This window comes from Empedobacter sp. UBA7611, from assembly GCF_002484365.1.
In the GTDB taxonomy this organism is placed as follows: domain Bacteria; phylum Bacteroidota; class Bacteroidia; order Flavobacteriales; family Weeksellaceae; genus Empedobacter; species Empedobacter falsenii_B.
Map to the genome: position 1 here is coordinate 16,237 of NZ_DLJR01000019.1, position 26,970 is coordinate 43,206.

A 26,970-nucleotide genomic window follows, 5' to 3' on the forward strand; every position below is an offset into this window, starting at 1 on the left:
TATGACATAAAAAAAGCACTCAAATCGAGTGCTAGGTATTTAAATTAATTCAGAATTTCTTTTTTCTAAATGCGTATAAACATTCTTTACTTCCTGCGAATATTCTTTTTGTAGAATTAAATTCGCGGTTGGGGTATTCACAAAAATAGTGTTTTGCAAACCGACAAAAGAAGTATAAACATCTGTTCCAATCACCATGTTTCCATTACGATCGACATAATGTCCGTTCATCACAAAATAATCATACAAGGATTCGAAAGAACCTAAATCATTCCAAACAAATTTTGCTGGAACTACTTTTATCTTCTTGCTTCGTTCCATTACGGCATAATCGATACTATTTGATGGAATATTCATTGAAAGTTCTTCGTTCAACTCCCCATTGATATTATCTGCCCAAGCAATTTTTGAAGCTTCGTAAATTTCTTTTTCAAATTTCTTTAGTTCTTTCAATAAAACACGTGCTTTGAAACAAAACATTCCACTGTTCCACAAAAAATTCCCTTGCTCGATAAAATCTTGCGCCGTAATATGATTTGGTTTTTCGCGAAACGATAACACAGTGTCTTCTTTGTGCTCAATATAGCCATACCCTGTTTCTGGACGAGTTGGATGCACTCCAAATGTGACGATATAGTCATTTTGTGCTAATTCGATTGCTCTATTCATCGCTTCTTGATAGGCTTCCATATCTTCAATCAAATGATCAGATGGTGTCACAATTAGAATATCATCATCCTCAACTGCTAAAGCTGCAAATGCAATTGCCGCTGCAGTATTACGTGGAACAGCCTCTACAATTTTCGTGTATTCAACATTCATTTTATCAAGCACTTCTTGACTTAAATGGTCATTATCTTTATTCCCAATCACCATTAATTTATCAGCAATTGGACGATTTCTCTGAATCGTTAACTCAAATAAAGATTGCCCATTAAACAAAGGTAAATATTGTTTGGGATGACTTTTTCGTGAAAGTGGCCAAAGTCTACTCCCAACACCACCAGATAAGATCACATTATAAATACACATAAATTCTTCTAATTCGAACTCGTAAAGATATTAAAAACTACTATATCATAACATTCTATTATGATTTTTCTTTTAAACACAAAAAAAGCGTTCAAAATTGAACGCTTTAAAGTATTAGTATTGATTTTATTAAATCATCGAAATACGTAATGTATTGGTAATTCCTTTCTCAAATGCTGGCATTGCATTCAGATTGATGATATAATCACCATATTCTACATAACCCGCATTTTTCGCTAAGATATTTACNNACTCCCCATAACAAATTCAACATACGGTTAATACGTTTACTTGGATTGAAAACCAAAATAAATGAATTTGGACGATGAGAAGAAATTTGGAAAGCTGTATAACCAGAATACGTTAAAGTTGCAATTGCTTTCGCTCCTGTATCTTCTGCCATTCTAGCTGCATTATAACAAACCATATCAGTTACGAAACGTTCGTTTTTGATCTTTGGTTTGTGTTCTGGTACATGTACGTGCTCATCATCTTCAACAGTTTGAAGAATCTTCGTCATTTTCTCGATAACTTGTACAGGATATTGTCCTACAGAAGTTTCTCCAGATAACATTACTGCATCTGCTCCATCAAAAACTGCATTTGCAACATCAGAAACCTCCGCACGAGTTGGTGTCAAACTCGAAATCATTGTTTCCATCATTTGCGTTGCAACAATAACTGGTTTACGAGCTAATTTCGCTTTGTCAATTAATTGTTTTTGCGCTTTTGGAACGATTTCAAACGGAACCTCAACTCCTAAATCTCCACGAGCAACCATTAATCCATCAGAAAATTCTAAAATATCATCGATATTTTCTAATGCTTCAGGTTTTTCAATTTTAGAGATAATTGGAATTTTTAATGTTCCATTTTCTTTGATAAATTCTGATAAATCTTTTACATCTTGTCCAGAACGAACGAAAGATAATGCAAACCAATCTACACGATTTTCGATTGCGAATTTTGCATCTTCTTTATCTTTATCTGTTAGAGCAGGTAAAGAAATATTGGTATTTGGTAAGTTAACTCCTTTTTTAGAACGTAGCGGACCTCCTTGAATCGTTTCTGCTTTTACAGTATCTGTTCCGTTTGTCTCGATTACTTTGAAGATTAATTTTCCGTCATCAATCAAAATATTTTCTCCCACTTGCACATCTTGCGCAAACTTTTTGTACGTCATAAAAACTTTTTCTTTCGTTCCTACAACATCCTCGTTTGTGAAAGTTAAAATATCTCCTGGATTGATTACGAAATCTTCGTGTTCCATTTTTCCAATACGCAACTTAGGACCTTGTAAATCCGCTAAAATTGCTGTATTGTAGCCATGATCGTTATTTAATTGATGAATTGTTTCAATCTTACGTTTCACATCCGCATAGTCTGCGTGCGAAAAGTTGATACGGAACACATCTGTTCCTTTTCTCATCATTTCTAATAAAATCTCTGGACTATCGGTTGCCGGACCTAAAGTCGCAACAATTTTTGTCTTTTTAAGATATTGTCTATCGTAAATCATAATTTTTCCCTTTTTTTATGCACAATATTTTGTTAGAAAACCAATTGATCTGCATTGCTAATCAAATCGATATCTATTTTTTTGATCGTTTTTATAAAATCTTTTTCTACAAATGGTAGTTGAAGATATTGTAGTTCATCTTCCCAACCAGAGATTTTTACAACATAGTTGCAATCCTTGTAATTTGGCACAAGAATAACGCTCCCTTTGAAAAGATTGGATAAATCTACTTCATTTTTTTTAAAATCGGATTGATTTGGCGTATTTTTAATAATATGATAATCTATTTTATTTGCTTCATCTAACCATTGATAGGTTTCGAAAAAATAAGTATGCTCATCTAACCGAATATCCAAATCCTGAATACGCTGAAAACGCGTATCAAAAGTAGAGTTGAGATGGAAAATAAATTGTGTAGAAGTGTTAAAACTAGAATTTACGCCTATGAGATGAAAATCTATCCAATCATCATATAAGAGTAATTCTGCCATGTTTCTAAACTTTTTCTATTTTCTTTTGTAGCGAATAGTACGCGCGTTTTGCTGCGCTTTCTTCGGCTTTCTTTTTAGAAGTTCCTCTCCCTTTCGAGATAACTTTATCATTGAGACGGATTACTGACACAAAAACCTGCAAATCTTCTGCGTTTTGCTCCTCAAATGTATTGAATCTTATCGTATTTCTCGTTTTTTGACTCCATTCCAAAATCAACGATTTGTGACTTGTAATCGTGTGCTCCAAACGATCTAAATCCGCATAAGGGTCAATAATTTTGACTTGAATAAATTTTTGTACTGCAGCTATACCTCCATCAACATAAATTGCACCAACCAACGCCTCCAACATATCACCATTTACATCTTCACCCAAATTGTTGTGATTGTTCATTGGATCCAAATAATCCAACAAGCCAAGTTGTTTCGAAACGGCATTCAATTGTTTACGCGAAACAATTTTAGAACGCATTTTTGTTAAATAACCTTCTTGTTGATCGGGCGCTTTGTAGTATAAGTGCATTGCTGCAGAAGCACCAAGTAATGCATCTCCTAAAAACTCTAATCTTTCAAAGTTTATACTGTTTCCATTTTCATCTTTTTTCTGTGCAGATCTGTGGGTAAATGCTTCTTTAAAAACCTCAACATTGCGAGGAGTATAACCCAAAATCGACTTCAAAAATTTCAAAAAAGGATCAGATGAATTTGAATCATCACGATGATTTTTAAAAGAAAATAATTTTTTTAAGAAAGACATTACTTATACTTCTTAAATATCACACAAGCATTGTGACCACCGAAACCAAAAGTATTACTCAATGCATAATCTACATTTTTCTCTTTTGCTTTATTAAATGTATAATCGATTTTCGGATCAAGATTTTCATCATCCGTAAAATGATTAATTGTTGGTGGAACGATACTGTTATTGATTGCTCCAATAGCCGAAATCGCTTCAATAATCCCTGCACCACCTAATAAGTGACCAGTCATAGATTTTGTTGAATTGATTTGAATATTATAAGCATGTTCTCCAAATAATTTTTGAATTGCTTTAGATTCTGCAATATCACCTAATGGTGTAGATGTTCCATGCATATTAATATGATCTACATCTTCTACATTGATATTTGCGTCTAATAAAGCCTCTCTCATCACATTTAATGCGCCTAATCCTTCTGGATGTGGTGCTGTAATATGATGTGCATCTGCTGTCATTCCTGTTCCTACTAATTCAGCATAAATGGTAGCTCCACGTGCAATTGCATGTTCGTACTCTTCTAACACAATACATCCAGCTCCCTCTCCCATTACAAAACCGTCACGGTCTTTGTCGAATGGACGAGAAGCAGTTTGTGGATCATCGTTTCGTGTAGATAACGCATGTAATGCATTGAAACCTCCAATACTTGCAGCTGTAATCGCAGCTTCTGACCCTCCTGCAACAATTGCATCAGCTTTTCCAAGTCTTAATAACATGTAAGCATCAATAATTGCGTTTGTAGAAGAGGCACATGCCGAAACAGTTGTATAATTAGGTCCCATAAGACCAAATTCCATTGAAATATGACCAGGCGTGATATCTGCAATCATCTTAGGGATAAAGAAAGGATTGAAACGTGGTGTTCCATTTCCTGTTGCGTAATTAGAAACTTCTTCTTCAAAAGTTTTAATTCCACCGATACCAGATCCCCATATAACGCCGATACGCTCTTTGTTTACATTTGCATCTTCTAAGATTCCACTGTGTTTTATTGCCTCTCTAGCTGCAATAATTCCCAATTGGGCACAACGGTCAATTTTTCTTGCCTCTTTACGATCAAAATGATCTTCAATATTGAAGTTCTTGATCTCACAAGCAAATTGTGTCTTAAAAAGAGTTGCGTCAAAAAGCGTAATAGGCGCAGCGCCACTTACACCATTCACTAATCCATTCCAATATTCTTGGTATGTATTTCCGATTGGTGTTAGCGCGCCTAAACCTGTTACTACTACTCTTTTTAATTCCATAAAATAGGAACTATTACTTGTTTAAGTCTTCGATGTATGTTACAGCTTGACCTACAGTAGAAATTTTTTCTGCTTGATCGTCTGGAATTTGGATATCAAATTCTTTTTCGAATTCCATGATTAATTCTACTGTGTCTAATGAATCAGCTCCTAAATCGTTAGTGAAACTTGCTTCTAGCGTAACTTCGCTTTCGTCAACTCCTAATTTATCTACGATAATTGCTTTCACTCTTGATGTAATGTCAGACATAATTTTCTAATTTTAATTGTTGTAAACTAGTGCAAAAATATAAAACTTATATTAAATACAAGCTTTTTTTTATATGCACGCATAAGAACTTGCAAATATATGGTGAATAAATATTCACGAAAACGTTTAAGTGAATGACATAAGTCAAATTTTTCACGCTTCTTTTTATTGTAACTTTGTCCAAAGTTTTTACCTTTAATATTTTAAAATACTATAAAAATCACAAAAATGAGCATAGAATTGGCATCTTACGGAATAAAAAATTCCAAAATTAACTATCAATTATCTCCTGAAGAGCTTACGGAGAAAATGGTAGAGCTAGGACAAGGAGAAATTACATCTTCTGGAGCAGTAAATATGTTAACAGGAGAATTTACAGGTCGTTCACCTAAAGACCGTTTTATTGTAAAAGATGATATTACTGCAGAAAACGTTTGGTGGGATAGAAACATCAATATTCCTTTCGATTCTGATAAATTTGATGCTTTGTATGATAAAGTTGTTGAGCATTTAAGCAACCGCGAAATTTATGTACGTGATGCTTTTGCTTGTGCTGATGATTCTTACAAAACAAAAATTAGAGCAATTACAGAAACTCCTGCGGCTAATTTATTTATCTATAACATGTTTATTCGTCCAACGGAAGAAGAATTAAAAAACTTTGGTGATTCTGAATGGACAATTATCAATGCGCCAACTTTTGTTGCAGACGCTAATGAAGATGGTACAAGACAACACAATTTCTCTATCTTAAATTTTAAACGTAAAATCGTTTTAAACGGAGGAACTGGTTATACAGGAGAAATGAAAAAGGGTATTTTCTCTGCCTTAAACTTCATCATGCCAGTATTCAGAAATACTTTACCAATGCACTGTTCTGCAAACTCTGGTGAAAATGGAGATACAGCAATGTTCTTTGGTTTATCTGGAACAGGAAAAACAACTTTATCAGCAGACAAAAACAGACGTTTGATTGGTGATGACGAACACGGATGGACAGAAGACAATACGGTTTTCAATTTTGAAGGTGGTTGTTACGCAAAAGTTATCAACTTATCTCCAGAAGGTGAACCAGAAATTTTTGCAGCGATCAAAGACGGAGCTTTATTAGAAAACTGTAAATTAATTCCAGGTACTAACGAGGTTGATTTTACAGATACATCTATCACAGAAAATACACGTGTTTCTTATCCAATTGATTATATCGAAAATATTGCAGTTCCATCTGTAGGAAAAAATCCTAAAAATATTTTCTTCTTATCGTTTGATGCTTACGGAGTTTTCCCTCCAATTGCAAAATTAAACCCAGATCAAGCAGCTTACTTGTTTATCTCTGGATATACATCTAAAGTTGCTGGTACAGAAGCTGGTGTTACAGAGCCTCAAACTACATTTTCTACATGTTTTGGTGCACCATTTATGCCATTACATCCAACTAAATATGCTGAAATGTTGAGCGATAAAGTTGAGAAAACTGGTGTAAATGTTTGGTTAATCAATACAGGTTGGAATGGTAAAAAAGAGCGTATGTCTTTAAAAGATACACGTGCAGTTATCAATGCAGCTTTAAACGGAGATTTGAACAATACAGAATTCAAAAAAGATCCTTATTTCGGATTTGAAGTTCCAGTTGCAATCGAAGGTGTTGCTTCAGAAAAATTAAGTCCAGCTACTTCTTTTGATTCTACAGCAGCATACGAAGCAAATGCGAAAGAATTAGCAGATAAATTCAAAGCGAACTTTAAGAAATTTGAAGAGTTTGCAACTGCTGATTTATTAGCTGGTGGACCAACGATTTAAGATTTAGATTGAGGTTGAGAATGAGTTTTTAACTCATTTTGAAAATCAGAAATAAATATAAAACCGAGCAAATTGCTCGGTTTTTTTATGTTTTAAACTTTAGAATAATTCACCACATAGACACATAGAAATACATTTCTATTTGATATAAAATAAGTAGTTTACTCAAAGATTTTCATCTTTGATGAAAATTACATTTTCAAGTAAAAATCTTTTGTTAAATCGATATAATCTTCTGTGTATTGATGACGATCGACTTCGATGATTAATTCTTTTTTTTCTACATCATTTTCATGAAAACTAAATTCTAACAACACACGTTTTGTTGCTGTTGTCGAATTCCCTTTGATATAAACGACTCTAGATAGTTTTAAAGCGTTTTGAGCCGTTATCATACAAAAATCACCCATTTGATCGTATGGAATTATAAAACTCGCTAATCCGTCTTTTTGTAGTAATTCGGCAGTTTTTTTTATTAATTCTTCGAAAGTCAACGTTTCTTGCTGGCGTGCTTGTTTACGCGCATCAAAATCAACCGTATTATTCACCACAAAAAAAGGTGGATTACTGACAATCAAATCATATTCTTTATTGGTTGAATAATCTTGAAGCGATGAATTAAAAATGGTTAATCGATCTGAAAAAGGTGCATTCTCGAAATTCTCTTTTGCTTGTAAAAAAGCATCGTTATCAATTTCTATTGCATCAATCATAGAAAGAGGAAAACGTTGCGCTAACATCAACGAAATTAATCCAGTTCCTGTACCAATATCTAAAATAGTATTTCCACTTTTTAAATCAGCCCAAGCACCAAGTAAAACACCATCTGTGCCTACTTTCATTGCGGTTTTATCTTGAAAAATTTCGAATTGTTTGAATCGAAAAGGTTTTCTATTCATTGTAAGGAATCAAAATGTAGAATGTTGTACCAACAGAAATTTCGGTTTCGAAACGAATTGTTCCGTCATAATCGTCAATAATTTTTTTGACCATTGGCAAACCAATTCCCATTCCACTATTCTTTGTTGTAAACTTTGGAACAAAAATAGAATCTTGCGATTCGACAGGAATTCCATCCCCATTATCTTGAATGGTTAGATGTAAGAAACCTCCTACTAAAAACACATCTACTTTAACTTTCGCAATACGAGATTGCGGAATAGATTGAAATGCATTTTTTGTAATGTTTGTAATAATTCGATTCAAATATTGTTTATCAAAACGCATCATGATGATGTTTGGAGAATAATTAAATTCGATAAACTCCATTGGAAAAACATAAAGCGTGTTTTTTATAACATCAACTACATCGATTTTTTCATCGTTACGAGAAGGCATTTTAGCAAAATCTGAAAAAGCTTCGGCAATCGCAGAAATGGTATCAATTTGTTGCAATAAAATATTAGTTGTTCGCATCGTCTTTTCTTCAAGATTCGGATCATTGATATCAAATTTTCGCATATAATTTTGAATCATTAATCGCATTGGTGTTAATGGATTTTTGATTTCATGCGCCACTTGTTTTGCAAAATCTCTCCAGGCTTCTTCACGTTCTTGTTTAGCCAACAAATCTGATTGTTCCCGCAATCGGTACAACATATCATTATAAGAATCTACCAGAACCTTTATTTCATCGTTACCATCGTAACGAATCGGCATATTGTTTACAATAACTTCTGTTTCGCGAATACGATCTGCAAATGACCAAAGTTTATTCAATGTACGTTTAGTAACAAAATAAACCGCTAACGTCCCAAACAAAAGAATAACTCCAAAAGCTAATCCATAACTCCCAATTAAGGTAAACATGTCTTGTTGTAAAAAATCTTGGTTAGATTGATAAGGTAGACAGAGAATAGCAATGTTTTCATTGTAATAATTTTTGATATGACTATAAGACGAATAAAGATTGTTATCATCAGCGGTATCTTTATTCGTTACAATAAAATCATTTGACTTTTGTAGTTTGTCTAATATTTTTTGAGGCAAAACATTATAAGTCGTTGAAACCGGCTGAGTGGTTAAAATTTTATTACCACGTAAATCATAAATTACAATATCGGTTTTATTGATATCACCGATGCGAAGAAAACCATCTTCTAAAATCTCGTGAATATTATCTTTGGTTGCAATTCCAGGATAATTATCCATTTCGTAATCTATCGCAGACTCTACCGCTCTAACTTTTCGTTTGAGAATATCTTCGTGATATTGTTTAGTTTGTTCATTGAAATGATTGGCAGTAATCAGCAAGATAGCACCTGCTGTAAATAACAAAATCGTTACCATATAAATGATAATACGAACGGGTAGCGATAGGTTATTTTTTTTTCTAATCATTTTTATTGTTGGAATAATCTTTTGACGTATTTTCCTAAGATATCAAATTCTAAATTCATTGTATCGCCCACTTTCACTTGATTAAGGTTTGTAAACTCCCAAGTATATGGAATAATTGCAACCGAAAACTGTCCAACTTTACTGTCTACAACTGTTAAACTAATTCCGTTAAGACAAATCGAACCTTTTTCTACTGTAACATTTCCAGACGATACTTCATCATATTCTACTGTAACAAAAAAGCTACCATTTTGGTTTTCTATCGAAACAATTTTTCCGGTTTGATCAACATGTCCTTGAACAATATGACCATCGATACGACCATTGAACTGCAAACATCGTTCTAAATTGATCAAATCACCTTCTTTTAAAGTGTTAAAATTTGTTTTTTGTAAGGTTTCCTCTATAGCAGTGACTTTGTAAAGACCATATTTGAAATCAACAACTGTTAAACACACTCCATTGTGAGCAACACTTTGATCAATTTTTAATTCATCACAAAAATCTGCTTCAATCCATAAATGTAAATTTGATTGATCTTTCTCTGCTTTTATAAGCTTTCCAACTCCTTCAATGATTCCTGTAAACATGATGTTATTTTTGGTGAAATTAATAATTAAATTAAACTTATAAAATGAAAAAGGGATGATTTTAAAACATCATCCCTTAATTATATAAACGCTGTAATAATTTTTTACTCTACAGTAACAGATTTTGCCAAATTACGAGGCTGATCTACATTCTTACCTAATTTAACGGCAATCCAGTACGATAATAATTGTAATGGAATAGCTGTTAGGATTGGAGAGAATTCTTCTGCTGTTTCTGGAATTACTACGTAATCATCTGCCATAGCAGTTACTTGATCATCACCATCATTCACAATTGCAATTACTTTAGCACTACGTGATTTAATTTCTTGAATATTAGAAACTACTTTTTCGTAATAACCTTTTTTCGTTGCAATAACAATAACTGGCATATTTTCGTCCAATAAGGCAATTGGTCCGTGCTTCATTTCTGCTGCTGGATAACCCTCTGCGTGGATATATGAAATCTCTTTCAATTTTAATGCTCCTTCTAAAGCCGATGGATAGTTGTATCCACGTCCTAAATAAATTGCATTTCTGTTGTCTTTGTATTTTTCTGCGATTTGATCAACAACCCCTTCACAGTTATCTAAAATTTGTTGAACTAAATCTGGAATACGCTCTAATTCTCGTGTTAACAATGTAAATTTCTCTGTTGATAATTCACCGTTTTGTTTACCTAATTTTAAGGCAATCAATGCTAAAATTGTTAACTGAGCTGTAAATGCTTTTGTTGATGCAACACCAATTTCTGGTCCCGCATGTGTATAGGCACCAGCATCTGTAATACGAGCAATAGAAGAACCTACAACATTGTTAATTCCAAAGATAAATGCACCATTTTCTTTTGCTAATTTAAGTGCTGCCAATGTATCTGCTGTTTCTCCAGATTGAGAAATTGCAATCACGACATCGTGTTTATTGATGATTGGATTGCGGTAACGGAACTCAGATGCATATTCTACTTCTACAGGAATACGAGCGAAATCTTCGATCATGTATTCTGCAACCAAACCTGCATGGTAAGAAGTTCCACAAGCAACAATGATGATACGTTTTGCATTCAAGAATTTTTCTTGATGATCCCAAATACCAGCCATTTTAATAACGCCTTCGTCTACTAATAAACGTCCACGCATTGTATCACGAATAGAACGAGGTTGTTCGTTGATTTCTTTTAACATGAAATGCTCGTAACCACCTTTTTCAATCGCTTCAATATTTAATTGTAACTCTTGAACATCTAAAGAAACTGCTTCATTGTTATGGATTGTACGTACATCAACTTCTTTATCTAAAGTAATTGTGGCCATGTCACCATCTTCCAAATAAACCGCATCTTTTGTAAACTCGATAAACGGAGAAGCATCAGAAGCAACGAAAAATTCGTTATCTCCAATACCAATTGCTAATGGAGAACCTAAACGACCTACAACAATTGTATTTGCTTCTTCTTTGTCTAAAACAGCTATCGCATAAGCCCCAATCACTTCATTCAAAGCTAAACGAACTGCGTCAGTTAAGTTTAAATTTTGTTCTTCTTGAAATAATTGAATAAAGTTTACTAAAACTTCTGTATCTGTATCACTATGAAAAACGTACCCTTTGTCTTTTAATAATTGTTTGATTGATTCATAATTTTCAATAATTCCGTTATGAACCAATACCAAACGTCCATTATTAGACATATGAGGATGAGAGTTTACATCATTTGGAACACCATGTGTTGCCCAACGTGTATGCCCAATTCCTAAATGAGGTGTTTTATCTAAACTTGCTGATTTATCTTCTAAATCTGAAACTTTTCCTTTTGTTTTTACCAATTCAAAATCGGTACCAGTAGAAAGAACTAAACCTGCACTATCATATCCACGATATTCTAGTCTTTTTAGTCCATTAATAATAATTGGGTACGCTTCGCGATGTCCAATATATCCTACAATTCCACACATAATATTTTATAGTATTTTAGTTAAATTCGTTAAATATAATACGCCCTATTTTTGAGAGTAATATACCAATAATTTCAATTTTTTATCCGCTACTTCCGAATTATTTCCATGTAAAACAATTCTGTATGGATTATAAGCTCTATCATTTTGATAAGGATTTGTACTATTAATAGTTGTTGCATAACTAACAGATGTTATAAAATTACCCATTGTAATAAACATCGTTTGATCTTTAAACTCATTTCCTTTCTCTAACATGCTTTTTAGATGTTTCGTGATATCAATTGTATAATAATCCGTATCTCCTTTTACAATAGGATTAAAGTGAACTGATGTAGGGTAAGAATTATAGAATTCTAAAACGTCTGCATACAATTCATTTATAACTTTATCATCTTTTTTGTAATTATTCCAAGCCACTAAATAAGGAGGTTTTGGAAAACCTGTAGAACCATCAATATAGAATTTTAATTTTGCGCCAAGAATCACAATATTAGTTTTTGTCATCTCAGATTTTAATTCATCTAATTGAGTTTGATTGAATTTTAATTTTGCATAATTCCCACTCATTCCGCTTAAATACAATCTTGCATCACCATTCACTTCATCAGGTTTGATTGTAGAATAAGTAGACCCTATTGTATTATTTACGATTTGAGAAGCAATAATATTGGCATTATTTGCAGTACCAGAATTCCACTGATTTGTCATATCAAATGCATAAGTTCCACTCAAACGTTCTTTGTAACTTGTGTCTGAATCTGTTTTTGCAGTTGGATTTTTATATGAATAATACATATTCAAGTCAATTTTATTTGGATTAAAATTGACAATAAATCCATTTGATTCTTCTACAGAAAACTCTAAACCTTTGATATTTTCACGAATAAATGTTGCGTAATCAGAAAGTAATCCTGTTTTAGCATTTTTAATAATTTTTTCATCGAAATAATCTGGATCTAAAGAAACTTTGTAACCAGGAACAACCTCAGAAATATTAGAAGTTCCAGTTTTTTGTTTAACAACTTTTCCTGTTACTGTTTTTCCGATTGTAGCTTTTCCGATTACTCTTGAATTAACAGAAATTGGAGATTCAATGCCACTTAATGTTGAAAAATATTTTGTGTCTTTATATAAAACCGTATTAATGTCTTTAATTTTCAACGTCATTGTCAAATCCTTATTCCCATACAAAGAGTCTACTGCATACTTTGTTGTAATTTGGATTGTATCTGTATCTTTTGGTTTCTCTCCAGGTTTAGAAAGATTGATCGTATCTTTAGAAATTGGATCTTTAGTCGTGTTGTAATAAACTGGAATTACCAAATTCACAGAATCTACTTTAGGTTCTGTTCCAAAATCCTGATCACCAATAGACGAAGGTCTAATTTGTGTATAAAACTTAGAGGATGTAGAACCAAAAATTGGTTCGTTGTACACACCAAAAGCTCCATTTTGAAGTACAAATTTATCTGTACGAAGCGTATCAAAATTTGCATTAAAAGCAATAACATCTAAGGATTTTACATTTCCTTCTGCCTCACCTCTAATCACATTGTTATCTAATCCTAGTGTTTCATTCTCACACGAAACAATTGCTCCCATTCCAATCATCATTGCAACAGACACAGAAAGGACATTCAAAAATTTTTTCATTAATCTAAACAGATTTTAATTAGAGTTCATTACTTCCTCAAGATAGAAGTTGTTGTAAACTTCTTTTGCTTGTTCTTTAGAACAATAGTCTAATAGAGGAATATTTTGTTGGTTGATATAGTTTTTCACATCTTCTGGAATCATCTCTTCTCCTTTCGCAACTGCATCTGCATATTGTAAAGAAGCTTGAATCATACCCAAATGTGTAGGTTTTTCTAAATATGTTTGTACATCAGCTTCTACCTTATCAAAAGCTAATTTTTTAACTAATTCGTTATCTAATTCTCCTTCAAATCCGTTGTCAAATAAAGAAACAACAACTTTCGCATCTTGAAAGAAAGGATCGTCAGAATAATATTTTTTTAGATACAATGGTACTAAACTAGACATCCAACCCATTACGTGAACAACATCTGGTTTCCAGTTTAATTTTTTTACTGTCTCTAAAACTCCTTTTGCGAAGAAAATAGAACGCTCGTCGTTATCAGAAAATAATCCATTATCTTCTCCATAAACTTCTTTACGTTTGAAATATTCTTCGTTATCAATAAAATACACTTGTAGTCTTTCTCCTGGAACAGAAGCGACTTTAATGATTAATGGTTGATCCAAATCATTAATAATCATGTTCATACCTGAAAGTCGTATTACTTCGTGTAATTGGTGTCTTCTTTCGTTAATTGCTCCAAATCTTGGCATAAAGATTCTTACATCTGCGCCACTACTTTGCATGATTTTTGGCAAATCTAATGCTTGTGAAGACATCGGATTTTCAGGAAAGTAAGGTACCATTTCTGTTGTTACATACAATATGCGCTTTCCTTCCATAATTTCTACTCTCTTTTCCTAATGAATAATAAGGCACAAATTTACAAAAAAATGTTGATATATTATTTGCTTATAGTAGCTTTGCGAGATATTAGTTTTTTTTTAACAAATCAGTGTTATGGTTATATTTAACGAAAAGGAAAAATTAACTCCCGCAATCGTCGAGTTAAAAAACCAAAACAAAACCATTGGCTTTATCCCTACAATGGGCGCTTTACACGAAGGTCACATGTCTTTGGTCAAAGCTTCTAAAGCTCAAAACGACTACACAATCGTCAGCATTTTTGTCAATCCGACACAATTTAATAATGCAGAAGATTTAGCAAAATATCCTCGAACTGAGGAAAATGATAAAGAATTGTTAATGAAAAATGGCTGTGATTTTGTCTATATGCCTACTGTTGAAGATTTATATGAAACAAATGAAGGTGCAAAACATTACGATTTTGGTACAATAGACCAAGTGATGGAAGGCACTTCTCGCCCTGGACATTTTGATGGAGTAGCTACAATTGTTTGCAAATTATTCAAAGCAGTTCAACCAACAAGAGCATATTTTGGAGAGAAAGATTTTCAGCAAATTCGTATCATTCAAGAAATGGTAAAACAAGAAAATTTAGATGTCGAAATTGTTCCAATGCCAATTCATAGAGCAGATTCTGGTTTAGCATTTAGTTCAAGAAATGCACGTTTATCAACGCAACAAACTTCGGATGCCCCTCAAATTTATTCAATTTTATCGCAAGCTGTAACGCTAAAAAATGAAGGAAAAGATGTTGCTGAAGTAAAAGCTTTCGTCGAAAATGAATTCAAAAATTCACCCTTCGAATTAGAATATTTTGAAATAACAGATGAAGAAACCTTGTTGTCTATCGAACATTTTTCTGAGGCCTATAATATTCGTGGATTTGTCGTTGCCTATGCAGGTGATGTACGTTTAATCGATAATATTCAGTTTTAATTAAATATAATAAATTTCTCAAATCAATAGAAAAATATTGAAACAGGTTTTGAAATTTATAAGTTCAGTGTAACTTTGCAAGATTATGATGGTAGAAGTTTTTCACTCTAAGATACATAGAGTTAAGGTAACAGACGCAAAATTAAACTACATCGGAAGTATTACAATCGACGAAGATTTGATAGATGCTGCCAATATGGTTGTGGGTCAGAAAGTACAAATCGTGGTACAAGAGAATGGCGAACGATTTGAAACTTATATTATAAAAGGTAAACGTGGAAGTGGCGAAATCTGTCTGAATGGACCTGCAGCGCGTAAAGTACAAGTTGGTGACACAGTTATCATCATTACGTATGCGATGATGGAGTTTGAGGAAGCCAAAACATACGAACCAACAATTGTTTTCCCTAACGAGAACAATCGTTTAGATTAAGAAATTAATTTTCAACAATTTATATGAAGAGTAAGATCAAACAATCGCTCTTCTTAATCACTGCTTCATTGTTAGCCGTATTTTTTGTCGTGGTAACAGTGAAGCAAATTGATTTCGAACGAGTTGCAAAAGTTTTAAAACAAACCAATTATTTTTGGATTTTTGCATCTATGGCAATCAGTATTCTCACATATTGGATACGCGCCGCTCGTTGGAATCTTCTTCTAAAGCCAATGGGCTACAACACACAAACCTCATCTGGTTTTTGGGCAATTGCATTTGCATATTTTATGAATTTGACCATTCCTCGAAGTGGCGAAGTGGCTCGTGCAACAAGTTTCTATAAAATGGAAAAAGTCCCGTTTGAGAAATCTTTCGGAACAGTAGTTTTAGAGCGTGTAATTGACGTTTTATTTTTGGGATTATTTTTCGGTTTAACACTTATTTTCAATTATGAAACATTCATCAAATTTGTAGAATTAGGAAACAAAGAAAAAGCACATCAACCAACAGCAGAACCTTCTTTCTTAAAATACTACATCACAATTGGAGTTCTTGTTTTAGGAATTGGATTAATCGCTATTTTCTGGAAAAAAATTAGTCAATTAAAGTTTTTTGAAAAAATCAAAACCTTTCTATTTGGACTTTGGGAAGGTATAAAATCAATCTCGAAATTAGAAAAAAGAGGCTTATTCATCTTTTATTCTTTCGCACTTTGGATTTGTTATTTCCTAATGACTTTCCTTGTTTTCTTTGCTTTTCCAGACACCAAAAATTTTGGTATACCAGAAGGTTTATTTCTATTGATTGCAGGATCTTTGGGAATGATTTTGCCTGTTTCGGGAGGTTTGGCTTATCCGTATATTATGTCGATTGCATTTTCGGCCGTTTATTTAGCAAAAGGCGGAGATCAGCACGAAGGACGAGCTATTGGCGATTATTTTGGGTTAATTCTTTATATAGCTCAAATTGTATCGATGATTAGTTTTGGATTGATTGCTATTTACAAAATCGCACGAATTCGACGAGATTCTACACAATAATCACATACCTCCAAAACTACGATTCCAAAGCTTTACCATTTTATTGATTTCCCAAGGATTTATTTTATAACTTATTTTCATAACAAAAAAGAAAATAAGATTGACAAACAATACAAAAAGTAATTCCATAGCTAATAAGTTTCATTAAATATACATTTTATTTCTTTATCATTTCCAAATATTTAGGCGCTTGTTCTTCTAAAATTTCTGTAATCTTATCGTATTTATTTTCTTTTACGAGTTTCTCTAATTCAAAATTCGCATAGCAATAACGCACATAATCAGTGACTTTATTTTCGGGAATATTCAATGTTTCGATGAAATAATTTGAGGTGAAATAATTCTCTAAATCCTTGATTTTATCTACCTTTTTGAAATATTCGTTTTGTTTTTTATCTTTTTTCTTTTGTCCAGAAATAGTTGCTATCCAATTCGACGGATCCAACAATCCATTATTATTAATTGTAGAAGTCATGTTAGGATTTATCTTTCGGAAACGCAAATTTGGATTAAAACCCAAGTTCAAATTATCATACAATTCATCTACTTTTCCGTGTTCTAACTTGATGTTATTCTTAAAATTTCTGTCCAACGTATTAATTCGCGCTTCAGCAAGTTCAATCGTTTCAATATTCAAATGAATCGTCAGCATTCCTTTTACTAAAATATCCGATGTAATTTTGATTTTTCGTTCGATATAAAAATCATGTGTAATCACCAATTCATCTCCCACAGAAGCTTTAATTGAAAACATTCCGCTCGCATTTGTAAACGTTTTCGCATTCGTCGATTCGTTTGTCACCAAAATATTGTCTACCGCATCTTGCCCAGCAACACCATCATCAATCACTACTTTTCCAGTAATCAAGGTTGTTTGCGCAAAAGAAAAAGTGCTCATCAAACCGAAAATTATAACGTGTAAAATTTTATTCATTCTTTTTGATTTTTGACAAATAAACCGGCGCTTGTTCTTCAATTATAAAAAGAATTTCATCAAAATTATTATCTCGCAACAATTTCGGAAAATCAAAATTTGAATAACAATAATCTAAAAACTCGTTTATTTTTCCTTCTGGAATTTTCAAATCATTCACAAAATAATATGTCGTAAAAAATTTATGCAACGCCGACAATTGATCTTCTTTCACAACTTTTATCGGAACTGGATTTTTCATTCGCTTTTTCGGACTTTTAAACACATTTAACAACCCAAGTAAATTAACTCCACCAACTTGTTTTATTGTTCTATTCACTCTTTCCTCATCATGTTTAAGATTAAGTTCCGCTTTAAATTCTAGAGAAGTAAAACCCGCTTCATCATTCAATTTTTCTTGAAATGATTTTTCTTTTCCCAAATTTTTGAGCGAATTTTTATCTAATTTCGAGATATTCGCTTCTTTCAATTCAATCACTTCAATATTTACATGAATCGTCACAAAACCTTTTGTAATCATAGTTTCCGAAACTTTCAATCTTCTTTCTTCAATTCCCGTATGTTTGATTATCAATTCATCATTCAAGTTCACATTGATCGAAAATAAGCCAACATTATTCGTTTTTGTTTTGGCTTTTGTCGTTAAATTTTCAATCGAAGTTCCTTCCAAATCAATAACCTCTTCTGCATCATCCACAATAATTTTTCCTGTGATTAAAGTGCTTTGTGCTTGAAGATAAGTTGATGAAATGATGAATAAAAAGAATAAAATTTTACTCATGTTCGATTGTTTTTTGGTTGATAGTAGAAAGATAATTTGGTGCTTGTTCTTCGAAAATTAAAGTGATTTTATCATAATTATTTGCTTTAAAAAGTGGTTCTAACTTAAACTCAACAAAGCAATAATGAATAAAATCAAGAATATTTCCTTTCGGAATTTTCAAATCATGTGCAAAATAATATTCGGTGAAATAATCTTTGAGCTGAATGATTTTATCGTATTTATCAAGGTTTTTCTTTTTCAGAAAATGTTTATACGTCTGCACTTCTTTGTCCGAATATTGCTCTATCAAACCCATCACATTTTCATAACGAATGGGAACTCTTAATTTTCGAAGATATTCCGAAGCAAAATAGGCTTTCACCATATCATTTTTAAATTCTTCATTAATACCTAAACTTTTATTGATTTTTTCGCTTTGCGTTTCTTCTTTGCTAATATTTTCTTTCCAATTCTTTTTAAGCGGTTTTATTTTCGTTTCGGATAATTCTATCACTTCAACATTTAGATGAACGTCTATAAAACCTTTTCTAATCATTGATTCAGAAATCTTAAGCTGACGTTCTTCAATTCCAATTTGTTTAAAAAGTAAAACATCGTTTGGCTGAACTCGAATCGAAAAAAGACCTTTTTCATTTGATTTTGTTCATGCATTTGACGTTAAATTTTCGATTACAAAATCATCAAGATTAACGATTTCATCCGCATTATCTACCATAATTTTCCCCGAAATTAAAGTCGATTGTGCATTGACAGAAATACAAAAAATATAAAAAAAGCTAAGAAATAAAGTTCTTTTCATTGGCATTTTAAAATATGATTAAAAATAATCGAGAAAATAATTGAAAATCAATATTTAACTCAACTTTATCTAAAGTTGATAATTTGTTAAAAAAGTAAATTATTGTTAACGTTTTTTGATTATTGTATTAAAATTTTTCACACTTATAACTCCATATCTTGTCGCGATAAAACATTATTTTTGTCTAAATTTGAAGCTATGGCTAAAACAAAAACTACATATTTCTGCCAAAACTGTGGCACGCAAACCGCGCAATGGATGGGACAATGCAAAAGTTGTGGCGAATGGAATACCATTGTTGAAGAAATTGTAGACAAAGGCGACGAAAAAAAATCGTGGAAAGATAAATCGGACAAAAAAGAGAAAACGTTTGCCCTGAATATTCGCGAAATAAATCCATTAGGAGAAATAAGAATTTCAACGAAAAACCAAGAATTAGATAGGGTTTTAGGAGGCGGAATTGTTCCTGGATCAGTGATTTTGGTTGGTGGAGAACCTGGTGTTGGAAAATCGACATTGATGTTGCAAGTTGCCTTAAAGTTAGATACGATTAAAATCTTGTATGTATCTGGAGAAGAATCTGTTTCGCAAGTAAAACTTCGTGCTGAACGAATTGGAATTGAATCGGATCAATGTTTTATTTTACCCGAAACTAATACGCAAAAAATATTTGCGCATGCCAAAGAAATTCAACCTCAACTGATTGTTGTCGATTCTGTACAAACGCTTCAAACCACTTATGTAGAATCATCTCCAGGAAGTATTTCGCAAATTCGAGAAACAACTTTTGAGCTGATTCAATACGCAAAAGAAACCAACACACCGATTATTTTAATTGGTCATATTACGAAAGAAGGTGTAATTGCTGGACCAAAAATTTTGGAACATATGGTAGATGTTGTGTTGCAATTTGAAGGCGATCGCAACCATATTTACCGAATTTTACGTGCAAACAAAAACCGTTTTGGCTCGACTGCAGAAATCGGAATTTATGAAATGCAAGGAGCGGGTTTGCGTGAAGTCACAAATCCGTCAGAAGTATTAATTACCAAAAAAGATGAATTACTAAGCGGAAATGCAATTGTAGCAACTTTGGAAGGTGTTCGCCCGATGTTGATTGAAATTCAAGCTTTAGTTTCTACGGCAGTTTATGGAACTCCACAACGTACTGCTACTGGTTTTGATGCCAAACGATTGAATATGTTGTTGGCTGTTTTGGAAAAGCGAGCAGGTTTCCGATTGAATATGAAAGATGTTTTCTTAAATATTACAGGCGGAATTCGAGTAGATGATCCTGCGATTGATTTAGCTGTTATTGCAGCAATTCTTTCATCAAGCGAAGATTCTGCTGTTCCAGACAATTGTTGTTTTGCAGGAGAAGTCGGTTTGAGCGGAGAAATAAGAGCTGTGAATCGTGTTGAACAACGCATTACAGAAGCTGAAAAACTAGGTTTTGATGCAATTTTTGTTTCAAAATACAATAAAATAAAAGATACAGATTTTGGAATTAGAATCGTCAGAATATCAAAAGTAGAAGATTTATATCGAATGTTATTTCAATAGAATATTAAATATTTTATTAAATTTATTTAAACATTTTTTCTATTTTTATTCGAAACTAAAAAAACATTATTATGGATTATTCTAGCCAATCTAATCAAGATTTTAATCAACCACAACAATCTTCTTTTGAAGAAATTAAACCAAAACCAGAAAACAACCTTGTTTTAGCAATCATCGGAACTATTTTAGGTCTTTGTTCTCCTTGTTGTATCGGTACTATTGTGGGTATTATCGCGATTGTTTTTGCAAATCAAGTGAATACAAAACACAATATTGGTGATTCTACAGGAGCTGAACAAGCAGCTAAAAATTCTAAAATATTAGCTTACGTTGCAATTGGCTTAGGTGTAATTGGTGTTATTATAAATGTTGTGATATTAATTACAGGAGGTATGGATGCTTATATGGAGCAATATAAAAGTATTTTAGAAAGCTCTAACGGAAATTAATCATATGATAAAACGGATTTTGGTTTATGGACTATCAACACTTTTACCCATTTTGGTAATTGTCTATTTTTATAGTTATTACAGCAACCAAAGTCCGTTTTCTATCAAATGTATGTTTCATGAAATAACAGGTTTATGGTGTCCTGGCTGTGGCGGTCAACGTGCTTTTTCCTTACTTGTTCACGGACATTTTTTACAATCGTTACGATACAATCTTATTTTGCCTTTTGCACTTTACATTTGTGTACAATTGTATTATGCTATTATTGAAAATATTTTTTTAGGCAAACCAATGTCAGGCAAATTACATCTTCCCGAAAGTTTTGCTAGAAATTTCTTAATCTTCCTTTTGGTTTATTCTATTTTGAGAAACATTCCTCTTTCACCTTTTATATATTTAGCACCAGAAAGTTAGAAAATATGGGATTAGATACTGTTGAATTAATCATGGAATTTGAAAATCATTTCAATATTCGTTTTAAAAATGAAGATATTCAGCAAATAAGTCGAGTTGGGGAAATTTCAAACCTAATTTGTCAAATGATTGATATTACTTCCGAAAACAAAGAAGAATTTAATTCACTTTATGCTTTATTTCAGGATTATTTTGGAAATCATATTCAACTAGCAGATAAAATATCAAATTACTTACAAATAAATAACTTTCAAGATTTAAGCAATTTTTTAAATCTAAAAATTAAAAATTATTCTAATATTTTAAAATATATTTTCTTAGATTATCATTTTATTAAATGGGAAGAACTTACTGTTGAAGAGTTTATCAATGCAATTTTAATTACAAATTGTAAACATCTTTTTGATAACAATACACCTAAAACTCAATATCAAGTTTATTTAATTGTAGGAAGTATTATTTTGGACAGAATAGGTTGTCCAGTTTATGACATACAACCATACGCAAGTATTACGAGAAATTTGCGAATTGTCTAAATTAAAAAAATCAGAGAACTATTCCTCTGATTTCTTATTTGCTGTTCGTGGATTTTGACGCTCCTCGCCTTCTTTCAATTCTCCTCGACGTATTCTATTTTTGTCCGAATCTTTGTCATCATTTGGTAAAGAAACTGGTTGATTTGCCTCTCCTAAAACCCAAGTTTCGGTCGCATCCCACATCGCTCTAATTTTAATTGGCTCTGGATACAAATAAATTGGTTCGGGCTGTTTACCTGATAAATAATCGCCAGTATCCCATTTTCCATTTTCGTTTTCATCAACCAATAAACGGAACAAATATTCTCCTGGCTCAATAAAATTGAACTCAAAATAGTTTTTATTTGCTGGATTATAAATTTCTTCAATTACTGTAAAATCTTTATCAGTCTTTAAAAACTGTAAAATAAATGGTTTTGATGGTGTATTTTGAAGCGTTAATTTTAAATGTCCAAAATCTCCACGCGTTCCCATTTTTATAGGATAAGCAAGTGTATCATTCTTCTCTCCTAACACGTCTGTCAACGCATTTGGATAGATATTAACTTCAAATTTTTCATCTAAATTTTTCTCAAAAGCAAAATTCAAATTCTGAGCATTCACTGTATCGATCGAAACTTTGAATGGTATGGAAACCGTATCCTTAAACACATAAATTTTAGATAAATCCAATGATTTTATTGGTGCATTTGCCTGAATTTTAAACGGTTTATTTGGTGCTAATTTTTGATCATTTATTGCTTTAAATTCTAATTTTCGTTCAGTATTCGATTTTGAGTATAATGCACTTACTTCATCAATTTGATCTTTATGTTGAACCTTGAAGTTCAATTTTGCACTTCTTCCTACAATTGTATCCACTTTTGGATTGAACCAAAAATTAATCGAATCTTGTCTTGGAAACTTCTGAATATAAGCCGTTTTGAATTCTTTCCCAACCGGCGTTATCGTAACATCATCCGTTGCTCCTGTCGTTTTAAAAACAATTAAACCTTCTTGTTTAAAACTCGCTTCAGGTTTACGATAATCTGGTTTTTGATTGAATAAATTCAAGTTGATTTGTTGATTCGCATTCAGCTCAATTGGTTCGTTATGAAAAGCCAAACGCTCTTTTCCATAATCGTACATCACATTTTCTACCTTATCCTCAAAAGCAATTAATTTATACTTACCCGAAGCCAAATAATTTAATTGATATTCTCCTTTATCATTGGCTCTCGCAATGTAATATGGTTTCTTTTGCAGAATGATACTGTCTTTGTATGTACTATCTACTTTATATAGCCCGACCAATATCTTTTCTGGTAATTTGAAATCATAAGACGAATTTACACGACCTGTTACCTTCAACGAATCGATAAAACTACCTGTCGAAAAAACATATTGAAAGTTTGATAACTTATTATTTTCGTTAAAATCTTGAATCGCATCTCCAAAATTGAAACTATACGTCGTATTTGGTAACAAGGGTTCTTGAAATTTAATCGAAATATATTTCTTCGCTAAAGCTTGCGGCGTCACAATTGGGGGAATCTGAAACGATGGCGAAACAACCACATTTTTGCTGTATTCTTTCAGAAGAATGTACTCATCAAAGTTGATTGTAGCCTCTTGCAAATTAAGATCTACATTCGTAGCCAATGTATCTGGATCAGCTTTTAGGAAAACTGGCGGAGTTTCATCTTTAGGTCCTCCCGTTGGTGAACCTTGTCTTGCACAAGAAATAACCGTCAAAATGGTTAACATCAAAAGCGAAAAACGTGTCGTCTTATTCATGGGCGCAAGTTAAGAAAAAGCTTGTTATTAAGCACAAGCAATGGTAATTACACTTATCTTAAAATTTTCTGAAAGATTAAACTTTTTTATTGCCGATGCAATTGTTGCACCAGTTGTTAAGACATCATCAATCAAAATATAATGTCCAGGTTTAAGATTTGGATTGATTTCAAACGCATCTTTCAAGTTATCCAATCGGTGTTTTTTGTCTTCATTTACTTGAGATGAATTGTATTTAGTTCGGATTAATCCATCCGAAAAATAATTTATCTGGTTGATTTCTGCCAACGTTCGTGCAAAATTTTCTACTTGATTGTAGCCTCTTGTTTTCAATCGTTTTGAATGCAATGGAATCGGAATAATTCCGTCATAATGACTCAAATCAAACTTAATCATCTGCGCTAAATCAATTCCAATTTCTGGGCGATTTCTATATTTCATTTCATGTAAAATAGCTTGCGTGGTGTTATGATGTTTAAATTCTAACAAAGAAAAAGCGTTTTCAACTTCGCAAAAATTTCTCAATTTATCATAAGCTCGATTATTTTGATCGAAATTAAAATGTGTGAAAACGAGTTTTGTTGAACACGAAACACACAGAAATTGCGAAGCTTGAATGACGTCTTGGCAATCCAAACAACGCATCGGAAAAAATAAATCAACCAAAGAATTTACGATTGTTTTGATTTCCATTACCTTTGCAAATTAAAGTTTAGTACTAAATTTAATGAAAATCATTCGACTTACAAAAGCTTTTACGTTCGAAACTGCACATGCATTGCATGGTTATGACGGAAAGTGTAAAAATATACATGGGCATTCGTACAAATTATTTGTAACTGTGAAAGGAACACCTTCTGAAGACACAACCGATGTGAAACTTGGAATGGTGATGGATTTTGGGGATTTGAAAAAAATTGTGAACAAAGAAATTGTTAATCTTTTTGATCACGCAATTTTATTGAACGAAAATTCGCCTCACAAAACATTGGGAGAGAAATTATTAACAGAAGGACATAATGTTGTTTTCACTGATTATCAACCATCTGCAGAAAACATGATTTTATGGATTGTGGATAAAATCAAACCTCTTTTACCAACGAATATCGATTTGGTTGCTTTGAAATTACACGAAACTGAAAATTCTTATGCAGAATGGTTAGCGGAGGACAACCAATAAACATTCAGTTAGAACCTGGTAAAAAAGCCTATTTTTCTTCGGATCATCATTTTGGTGCTCCGAATGAAAAAGATAGTTTGGTGCGCGAAAAATTGTTTGTAAAATGGCTTGACGAAATAAAAGACGATTGTGGTGTTTTGTTTTTGATTGGCGATTTATTCGATTTTTGGTTCGAATATAAACATGTTGTTCCAAAAGGATTTGTGCGTGTTTTAGGAAAATTAGCCGAAATTTCTGATCGTGGAATTCCAATTTATTTCTTTGTTGGAAACCATGATTTATGGATGAAAGATTATTTGGAAGAACAAATAAACGCAATTGTTTTTCGAGATAAGCAGGATTTTATCATCAATGGAAAAGAATTTTTTATTGTACATGGAGATGGAAAAGGACCTGGTGATAAAGGCTACAAACGCATGAAAAAGGTTTTTACAAACAAAGTTTGTCAATTCCTTTTTTATCTACTTCATCCCGATTTGGCAATGTGGTTGGGAATTACAGCTTCGCGAAAAAATAAAATGATTTCAGGAGACGAAGATGTTAATTTCTTAGGCGTTGACAACGAATGGTTAATCATGTATAGCCGCAAGCAATTGCATCGAAAATACTACGATTATCTAATTTATGGACATCGACATTTACCAATGGAAATTGCGATAGGCAAAGCGCGTCATATCAATCTTGGTGATTGGATTAACTACTTTACTTATGGTATTTTTGATGGAAAAGAATTCGAATTAAAAACTTACCTCCGTAATCAAGGAGAAGAATCGAGGGATTCTATCATAAAAATTATAGATTAGCAAGCAAATCATAAAAACCCAAAGAAATGCCTCTTTTAGCCATTCTATTTTGGGTTTGCTTTCGCTAAAATATCTTGTTAACATCAACATAATGCTAAAACCTAAAAAGGCAAGATAAGCATCATTATTCCCTCCGTAGAGAATATACGTAATCAGCATTGTTCCAAACATAAAATGCATCAACAAAAAGATTCGTTTCTTTTGTGCTGTCAATTTATTCACATTCTTGAAATGATTAATAATTGAATAAGTTAGAATAATTGCAATTGGAACTAAAAACAATTGTTTCCATTCGAAATGCACTATTGTTAACATCAATTGTTCTTTATAAAAATCGAACATAAAGTAATAATCAAGCAGAAAACTTACTTGAGCAACGATTAATATAGGAAGAATAAATCCTAGAAAACCAAGGATAGGAATTTTTGGTTCTACCACTCTTAAAGTCAAGAAATAAGTAAAAACTACAATTCCTAAGAAAATAAGTGGTGGACTTAATAAAATTGCAAAACTCATAAAAACGCCTATATCAAATGCATTGTACGTATCGTTTTTTTCGGACTCAAAATAGAGTAATTGCACTGTTACATAAGTCACAAGCAACAAACTTCCTGCAATTCGATAATCGGATAAACCTGCAATAAAAGGCATGATCCATAAAATATAGACAAAAGTTGGATAGGATGAAGTCGAAATTAAATCATTCGTATTGTCGATATACCCCACAAAAGCAATCGTCAAAATCGTCAGGACTATGCCTAATTTTTCTAAATTACTCAGATCAATACTGTTAAAATTAGTAACTCCAAGTAACGTAAACAGCACA

General features: G+C 32.4%; 28 protein-coding genes and 1 pseudogene. 10 read left to right on the top strand and 19 right to left on the bottom strand.

From position 1 onward, the window contains the following. Positions 1 to 39 precede the first annotated feature (39 nt). The 6 genes and pseudogenes from B3R94_RS02160 to B3R94_RS02185 all read right to left on the bottom strand — a co-directional run bounded on the left by B3R94_RS02160 (position 40) and on the right by B3R94_RS02185 (position 5,302). On the bottom strand, positions 40 to 1,032 hold the full coding sequence (locus B3R94_RS02160) for a mannose-1-phosphate guanylyltransferase (RefSeq protein WP_038335997.1): 993 nt from the start codon (positions 1,030 to 1,032) through the stop codon (positions 40 to 42). Positions 1,033 to 1,161: 129 nt separating this feature from the next. After that, positions 1,162 to 2,551: pseudogene (gene pyk / locus B3R94_RS02165) on the bottom strand (pyruvate kinase). Between the two features lie 32 nt (positions 2,552 to 2,583). Further along, positions 2,584 to 3,042, bottom strand: a complete 459-nt coding sequence (locus tag B3R94_RS02170; protein ID WP_291098328.1) for an IPExxxVDY family protein — start codon at positions 3,040 to 3,042, stop codon at positions 2,584 to 2,586. 4 nt (positions 3,043 to 3,046) lie between these two features. Beyond that, positions 3,047 to 3,799 carry a ribonuclease III gene (rnc, locus tag B3R94_RS02175; RefSeq protein ID WP_221854049.1) on the bottom strand — a complete coding sequence of 251 codons (753 nt, stop codon included), beginning with the start codon at positions 3,797 to 3,799 and terminating at the stop codon, positions 3,047 to 3,049. Then, a complete protein-coding gene (gene fabF / locus B3R94_RS02180; protein ID WP_291098331.1) occupies positions 3,799 to 5,052 on the bottom strand; it encodes a beta-ketoacyl-ACP synthase II in 1,254 nt (417 codons plus the stop codon). The genes rnc and fabF overlap by 1 nt, the downstream gene beginning before the upstream one ends. 13 nt (positions 5,053 to 5,065) lie before the next feature. Continuing rightward, complete coding sequence (locus B3R94_RS02185; RefSeq protein ID WP_038336002.1) at positions 5,066 to 5,302, bottom strand: acyl carrier protein; 237 nt, start codon at positions 5,300 to 5,302, stop codon at positions 5,066 to 5,068. Between the two features lie 228 nt (positions 5,303 to 5,530). Between B3R94_RS02185 and pckA the strand changes: the two genes are divergently transcribed. Next, the gene (pckA, locus tag B3R94_RS02190) at positions 5,531 to 7,102 is read left to right on the top strand and encodes a phosphoenolpyruvate carboxykinase (ATP) (protein ID WP_291098334.1); all 1,572 of its coding nucleotides are present in this window, start codon (positions 5,531 to 5,533) and stop codon (positions 7,100 to 7,102) included. A 191-nt stretch (positions 7,103 to 7,293) separates the two neighbouring features. Here pckA and B3R94_RS02195 read toward each other — a convergent pair whose 3' ends face one another. The 6 genes from B3R94_RS02195 to B3R94_RS02220 all read right to left on the bottom strand — a co-directional run bounded on the left by B3R94_RS02195 (position 7,294) and on the right by B3R94_RS02220 (position 14,468). Continuing rightward, the gene (locus B3R94_RS02195) at positions 7,294 to 7,944 is read right to left on the bottom strand and encodes a tRNA1(Val) (adenine(37)-N6)-methyltransferase (RefSeq protein WP_291098336.1); all 651 of its coding nucleotides are present in this window, start codon (positions 7,942 to 7,944) and stop codon (positions 7,294 to 7,296) included. Positions 7,945 to 7,993: 49 nt separating this feature from the next. Next, positions 7,994 to 9,442, bottom strand: a complete 1,449-nt coding sequence (locus B3R94_RS02200) for a sensor histidine kinase (RefSeq protein ID WP_291098339.1) — start codon at positions 9,440 to 9,442, stop codon at positions 7,994 to 7,996. A gap of 2 nt (positions 9,443 to 9,444) precedes the next feature. Next, entirely contained in the window at positions 9,445 to 10,032 is a 588-nt protein-coding gene (locus B3R94_RS02205; RefSeq protein WP_291098342.1) for a riboflavin synthase, read from the bottom strand. A gap of 104 nt (positions 10,033 to 10,136) precedes the next feature. Next, on the bottom strand, positions 10,137 to 11,984 hold the full coding sequence (gene glmS, locus B3R94_RS02210) for a glutamine--fructose-6-phosphate transaminase (isomerizing) (protein WP_291098345.1): 1,848 nt from the start codon (positions 11,982 to 11,984) through the stop codon (positions 10,137 to 10,139). Between the two features lie 45 nt (positions 11,985 to 12,029). After that, entirely contained in the window at positions 12,030 to 13,640 is a 1,611-nt protein-coding gene (locus B3R94_RS02215) for a DUF4270 family protein (RefSeq protein WP_291098348.1), read from the bottom strand. A gap of 15 nt (positions 13,641 to 13,655) precedes the next feature. Continuing rightward, the gene (locus tag B3R94_RS02220; protein ID WP_038336009.1) at positions 13,656 to 14,468 is read right to left on the bottom strand and encodes a glycogen/starch synthase; all 813 of its coding nucleotides are present in this window, start codon (positions 14,466 to 14,468) and stop codon (positions 13,656 to 13,658) included. A gap of 118 nt (positions 14,469 to 14,586) precedes the next feature. Between B3R94_RS02220 and panC the strand changes: the two genes are divergently transcribed. The 3 genes from panC to B3R94_RS02235 all read left to right on the top strand — a co-directional run bounded on the left by panC (position 14,587) and on the right by B3R94_RS02235 (position 16,905). Continuing rightward, positions 14,587 to 15,429 (top strand): pantoate--beta-alanine ligase, encoded by an 843-nt coding sequence (gene panC / locus B3R94_RS02225; protein ID WP_038336010.1) that lies wholly within the window; start codon positions 14,587 to 14,589, stop codon positions 15,427 to 15,429. 85 nt (positions 15,430 to 15,514) lie between these two features. Further along, positions 15,515 to 15,862 (top strand): aspartate 1-decarboxylase, encoded by a 348-nt coding sequence (gene panD / locus B3R94_RS02230; protein WP_038336011.1) that lies wholly within the window; start codon positions 15,515 to 15,517, stop codon positions 15,860 to 15,862. Between the two features lie 23 nt (positions 15,863 to 15,885). Further along, on the top strand, positions 15,886 to 16,905 hold the full coding sequence (locus tag B3R94_RS02235; protein ID WP_280045926.1) for a lysylphosphatidylglycerol synthase transmembrane domain-containing protein: 1,020 nt from the start codon (positions 15,886 to 15,888) through the stop codon (positions 16,903 to 16,905). 157 nt (positions 16,906 to 17,062) lie between these two features. Here the strand turns inward: B3R94_RS02235 and B3R94_RS02240 are convergent, their stop codons facing one another. The 4 genes from B3R94_RS02240 to B3R94_RS02255 form a co-directional block, all read right to left on the bottom strand. Next, positions 17,063 to 17,839, bottom strand: a complete 777-nt coding sequence (locus B3R94_RS02240; RefSeq protein ID WP_291098351.1) for a hypothetical protein — start codon at positions 17,837 to 17,839, stop codon at positions 17,063 to 17,065. Beyond that, positions 17,832 to 18,620 carry a hypothetical protein gene (locus tag B3R94_RS02245; RefSeq protein ID WP_125349138.1) on the bottom strand — a complete coding sequence of 263 codons (789 nt, stop codon included), beginning with the start codon at positions 18,618 to 18,620 and terminating at the stop codon, positions 17,832 to 17,834. Before B3R94_RS02245 ends, B3R94_RS02240 begins: the two co-directional genes overlap by 8 nt. Beyond that, positions 18,613 to 19,158, bottom strand: a complete 546-nt coding sequence (locus B3R94_RS02250) for a hypothetical protein (RefSeq protein WP_291098354.1) — start codon at positions 19,156 to 19,158, stop codon at positions 18,613 to 18,615. Before B3R94_RS02250 ends, B3R94_RS02245 begins: the two co-directional genes overlap by 8 nt. A 108-nt stretch (positions 19,159 to 19,266) precedes the next feature. After that, positions 19,267 to 19,422 carry a hypothetical protein gene (locus tag B3R94_RS02255; protein ID WP_185144126.1) on the bottom strand — a complete coding sequence of 52 codons (156 nt, stop codon included), beginning with the start codon at positions 19,420 to 19,422 and terminating at the stop codon, positions 19,267 to 19,269. 198 nt (positions 19,423 to 19,620) lie between these two features. Here B3R94_RS02255 and radA point away from each other — a divergent pair, with 198 nt between their 5' ends. The 4 genes from radA to B3R94_RS02275 all read left to right on the top strand — a co-directional run bounded on the left by radA (position 19,621) and on the right by B3R94_RS02275 (position 22,385). After that, positions 19,621 to 20,985: a DNA repair protein RadA gene (gene radA, locus B3R94_RS02260; RefSeq protein WP_291098359.1), complete on the top strand. Its 1,365-nt coding sequence runs from the start codon at positions 19,621 to 19,623 to the stop codon at positions 20,983 to 20,985. Between the two features lie 71 nt (positions 20,986 to 21,056). Then, entirely contained in the window at positions 21,057 to 21,434 is a 378-nt protein-coding gene (locus B3R94_RS02265; RefSeq protein WP_125349135.1) for a CD225/dispanin family protein, read from the top strand. A 4-nt stretch (positions 21,435 to 21,438) separates the two neighbouring features. Continuing rightward, positions 21,439 to 21,849, top strand: a complete 411-nt coding sequence (locus tag B3R94_RS02270; protein WP_125349134.1) for a DUF2752 domain-containing protein — start codon at positions 21,439 to 21,441, stop codon at positions 21,847 to 21,849. 5 nt (positions 21,850 to 21,854) lie between these two features. Continuing rightward, the gene (locus B3R94_RS02275) at positions 21,855 to 22,385 is read left to right on the top strand and encodes a hypothetical protein (protein WP_291098362.1); all 531 of its coding nucleotides are present in this window, start codon (positions 21,855 to 21,857) and stop codon (positions 22,383 to 22,385) included. A gap of 18 nt (positions 22,386 to 22,403) precedes the next feature. On the opposite strand, the gene B3R94_RS02280 is transcribed toward B3R94_RS02275, so the two are convergent. Both B3R94_RS02280 and B3R94_RS02285 read right to left on the bottom strand, forming a co-directional pair. Then, entirely contained in the window at positions 22,404 to 24,161 is a 1,758-nt protein-coding gene (locus B3R94_RS02280) for an Ig-like domain-containing protein (protein WP_125349132.1), read from the bottom strand. A gap of 27 nt (positions 24,162 to 24,188) precedes the next feature. Continuing rightward, a complete protein-coding gene (locus B3R94_RS02285) occupies positions 24,189 to 24,854 on the bottom strand; it encodes a ComF family protein (RefSeq protein ID WP_221854032.1) in 666 nt (221 codons plus the stop codon). Between the two features lie 34 nt (positions 24,855 to 24,888). Here B3R94_RS02285 and queD point away from each other — a divergent pair, with 34 nt between their 5' ends. Both queD and B3R94_RS02295 read left to right on the top strand, forming a co-directional pair. Further along, positions 24,889 to 25,341, top strand: coding sequence for a 6-carboxytetrahydropterin synthase QueD (gene queD, locus B3R94_RS02290; protein WP_291098366.1), 453 nt, complete (start codon positions 24,889 to 24,891; stop codon positions 25,339 to 25,341). Continuing rightward, entirely contained in the window at positions 25,317 to 26,144 is an 828-nt protein-coding gene (locus tag B3R94_RS02295; protein ID WP_291098369.1) for a UDP-2,3-diacylglucosamine diphosphatase, read from the top strand. The genes queD and B3R94_RS02295 overlap by 25 nt, the downstream gene beginning before the upstream one ends. Here the strand turns inward: B3R94_RS02295 and B3R94_RS02300 are convergent. Next, entirely contained in the window at positions 26,079 to 26,969 is an 891-nt protein-coding gene (locus B3R94_RS02300; RefSeq protein ID WP_291098372.1) for a DUF6427 family protein, read from the bottom strand. The two genes, B3R94_RS02295 and B3R94_RS02300, sit on opposite strands and share 66 nt — an antisense overlap. Between the last annotated feature and the right edge of the window lies 1 nt (position 26,970).

Bases quoted from the DNA above. Each gene is read 5' to 3' on its own strand.
- B3R94_RS02160 (WP_038335997.1), bottom strand. From the start codon at position 1,032: ATGTGTATTTATAATGTGATCTTATCTGGTGGTGTTGGGAGTAGACTT.
- B3R94_RS02170 (WP_291098328.1), bottom strand. From the start codon at position 3,042: ATGGCAGAATTACTCTTATATGATGATTGGATAGATTTTCATCTCATA.
- rnc (WP_221854049.1), bottom strand. From the start codon at position 3,799: ATGTCTTTCTTAAAAAAATTATTTTCTTTTAAAAATCATCGTGATGAT.
- fabF (WP_291098331.1), bottom strand. From the start codon at position 5,052: ATGGAATTAAAAAGAGTAGTAGTAACAGGTTTAGGCGCGCTAACACCA.
- B3R94_RS02185 (WP_038336002.1), bottom strand. From the start codon at position 5,302: ATGTCTGACATTACATCAAGAGTGAAAGCAATTATCGTAGATAAATTA.
- pckA (WP_291098334.1), top strand. From the start codon at position 5,531: ATGAGCATAGAATTGGCATCTTACGGAATAAAAAATTCCAAAATTAAC.
- B3R94_RS02195 (WP_291098336.1), bottom strand. From the start codon at position 7,944: ATGAAAGTAGGCACAGATGGTGTTTTACTTGGTGCTTGGGCTGATTTA.
- B3R94_RS02200 (WP_291098339.1), bottom strand. From the start codon at position 9,442: ATGATTAGAAAAAAAAATAACCTATCGCTACCCGTTCGTATTATCATT.
- B3R94_RS02205 (WP_291098342.1), bottom strand. From the start codon at position 10,032: ATGTTTACAGGAATCATTGAAGGAGTTGGAAAGCTTATAAAAGCAGAG.
- glmS (WP_291098345.1), bottom strand. From the start codon at position 11,984: ATGTGTGGAATTGTAGGATATATTGGACATCGCGAAGCGTACCCAATT.
- B3R94_RS02215 (WP_291098348.1), bottom strand. From the start codon at position 13,640: ATGAAAAAATTTTTGAATGTCCTTTCTGTGTCTGTTGCAATGATGATT.
- B3R94_RS02220 (WP_038336009.1), bottom strand. From the start codon at position 14,468: ATGGAAGGAAAGCGCATATTGTATGTAACAACAGAAATGGTACCTTAC.
- panC (WP_038336010.1), top strand. From the start codon at position 14,587: ATGGTTATATTTAACGAAAAGGAAAAATTAACTCCCGCAATCGTCGAG.
- panD (WP_038336011.1), top strand. From the start codon at position 15,515: ATGATGGTAGAAGTTTTTCACTCTAAGATACATAGAGTTAAGGTAACA.
- B3R94_RS02235 (WP_280045926.1), top strand. From the start codon at position 15,886: ATGAAGAGTAAGATCAAACAATCGCTCTTCTTAATCACTGCTTCATTG.
- B3R94_RS02240 (WP_291098351.1), bottom strand. From the start codon at position 17,839: ATGAATAAAATTTTACACGTTATAATTTTCGGTTTGATGAGCACTTTT.
- B3R94_RS02245 (WP_125349138.1), bottom strand. From the start codon at position 18,620: ATGAGTAAAATTTTATTCTTTTTATTCATCATTTCATCAACTTATCTT.
- B3R94_RS02250 (WP_291098354.1), bottom strand. From the start codon at position 19,158: ATGATTAGAAAAGGTTTTATAGACGTTCATCTAAATGTTGAAGTGATA.
- B3R94_RS02255 (WP_185144126.1), bottom strand. From the start codon at position 19,422: ATGAAAAGAACTTTATTTCTTAGCTTTTTTTATATTTTTTGTATTTCT.
- radA (WP_291098359.1), top strand. From the start codon at position 19,621: ATGGCTAAAACAAAAACTACATATTTCTGCCAAAACTGTGGCACGCAA.
- B3R94_RS02265 (WP_125349135.1), top strand. From the start codon at position 21,057: ATGGATTATTCTAGCCAATCTAATCAAGATTTTAATCAACCACAACAA.
- B3R94_RS02270 (WP_125349134.1), top strand. From the start codon at position 21,439: ATGATAAAACGGATTTTGGTTTATGGACTATCAACACTTTTACCCATT.
- B3R94_RS02275 (WP_291098362.1), top strand. From the start codon at position 21,855: ATGGGATTAGATACTGTTGAATTAATCATGGAATTTGAAAATCATTTC.
- B3R94_RS02280 (WP_125349132.1), bottom strand. From the start codon at position 24,161: ATGAATAAGACGACACGTTTTTCGCTTTTGATGTTAACCATTTTGACG.
- B3R94_RS02285 (WP_221854032.1), bottom strand. From the start codon at position 24,854: ATGGAAATCAAAACAATCGTAAATTCTTTGGTTGATTTATTTTTTCCG.
- queD (WP_291098366.1), top strand. From the start codon at position 24,889: ATGAAAATCATTCGACTTACAAAAGCTTTTACGTTCGAAACTGCACAT.
- B3R94_RS02295 (WP_291098369.1), top strand. From the start codon at position 25,317: ATGGTTAGCGGAGGACAACCAATAAACATTCAGTTAGAACCTGGTAAA.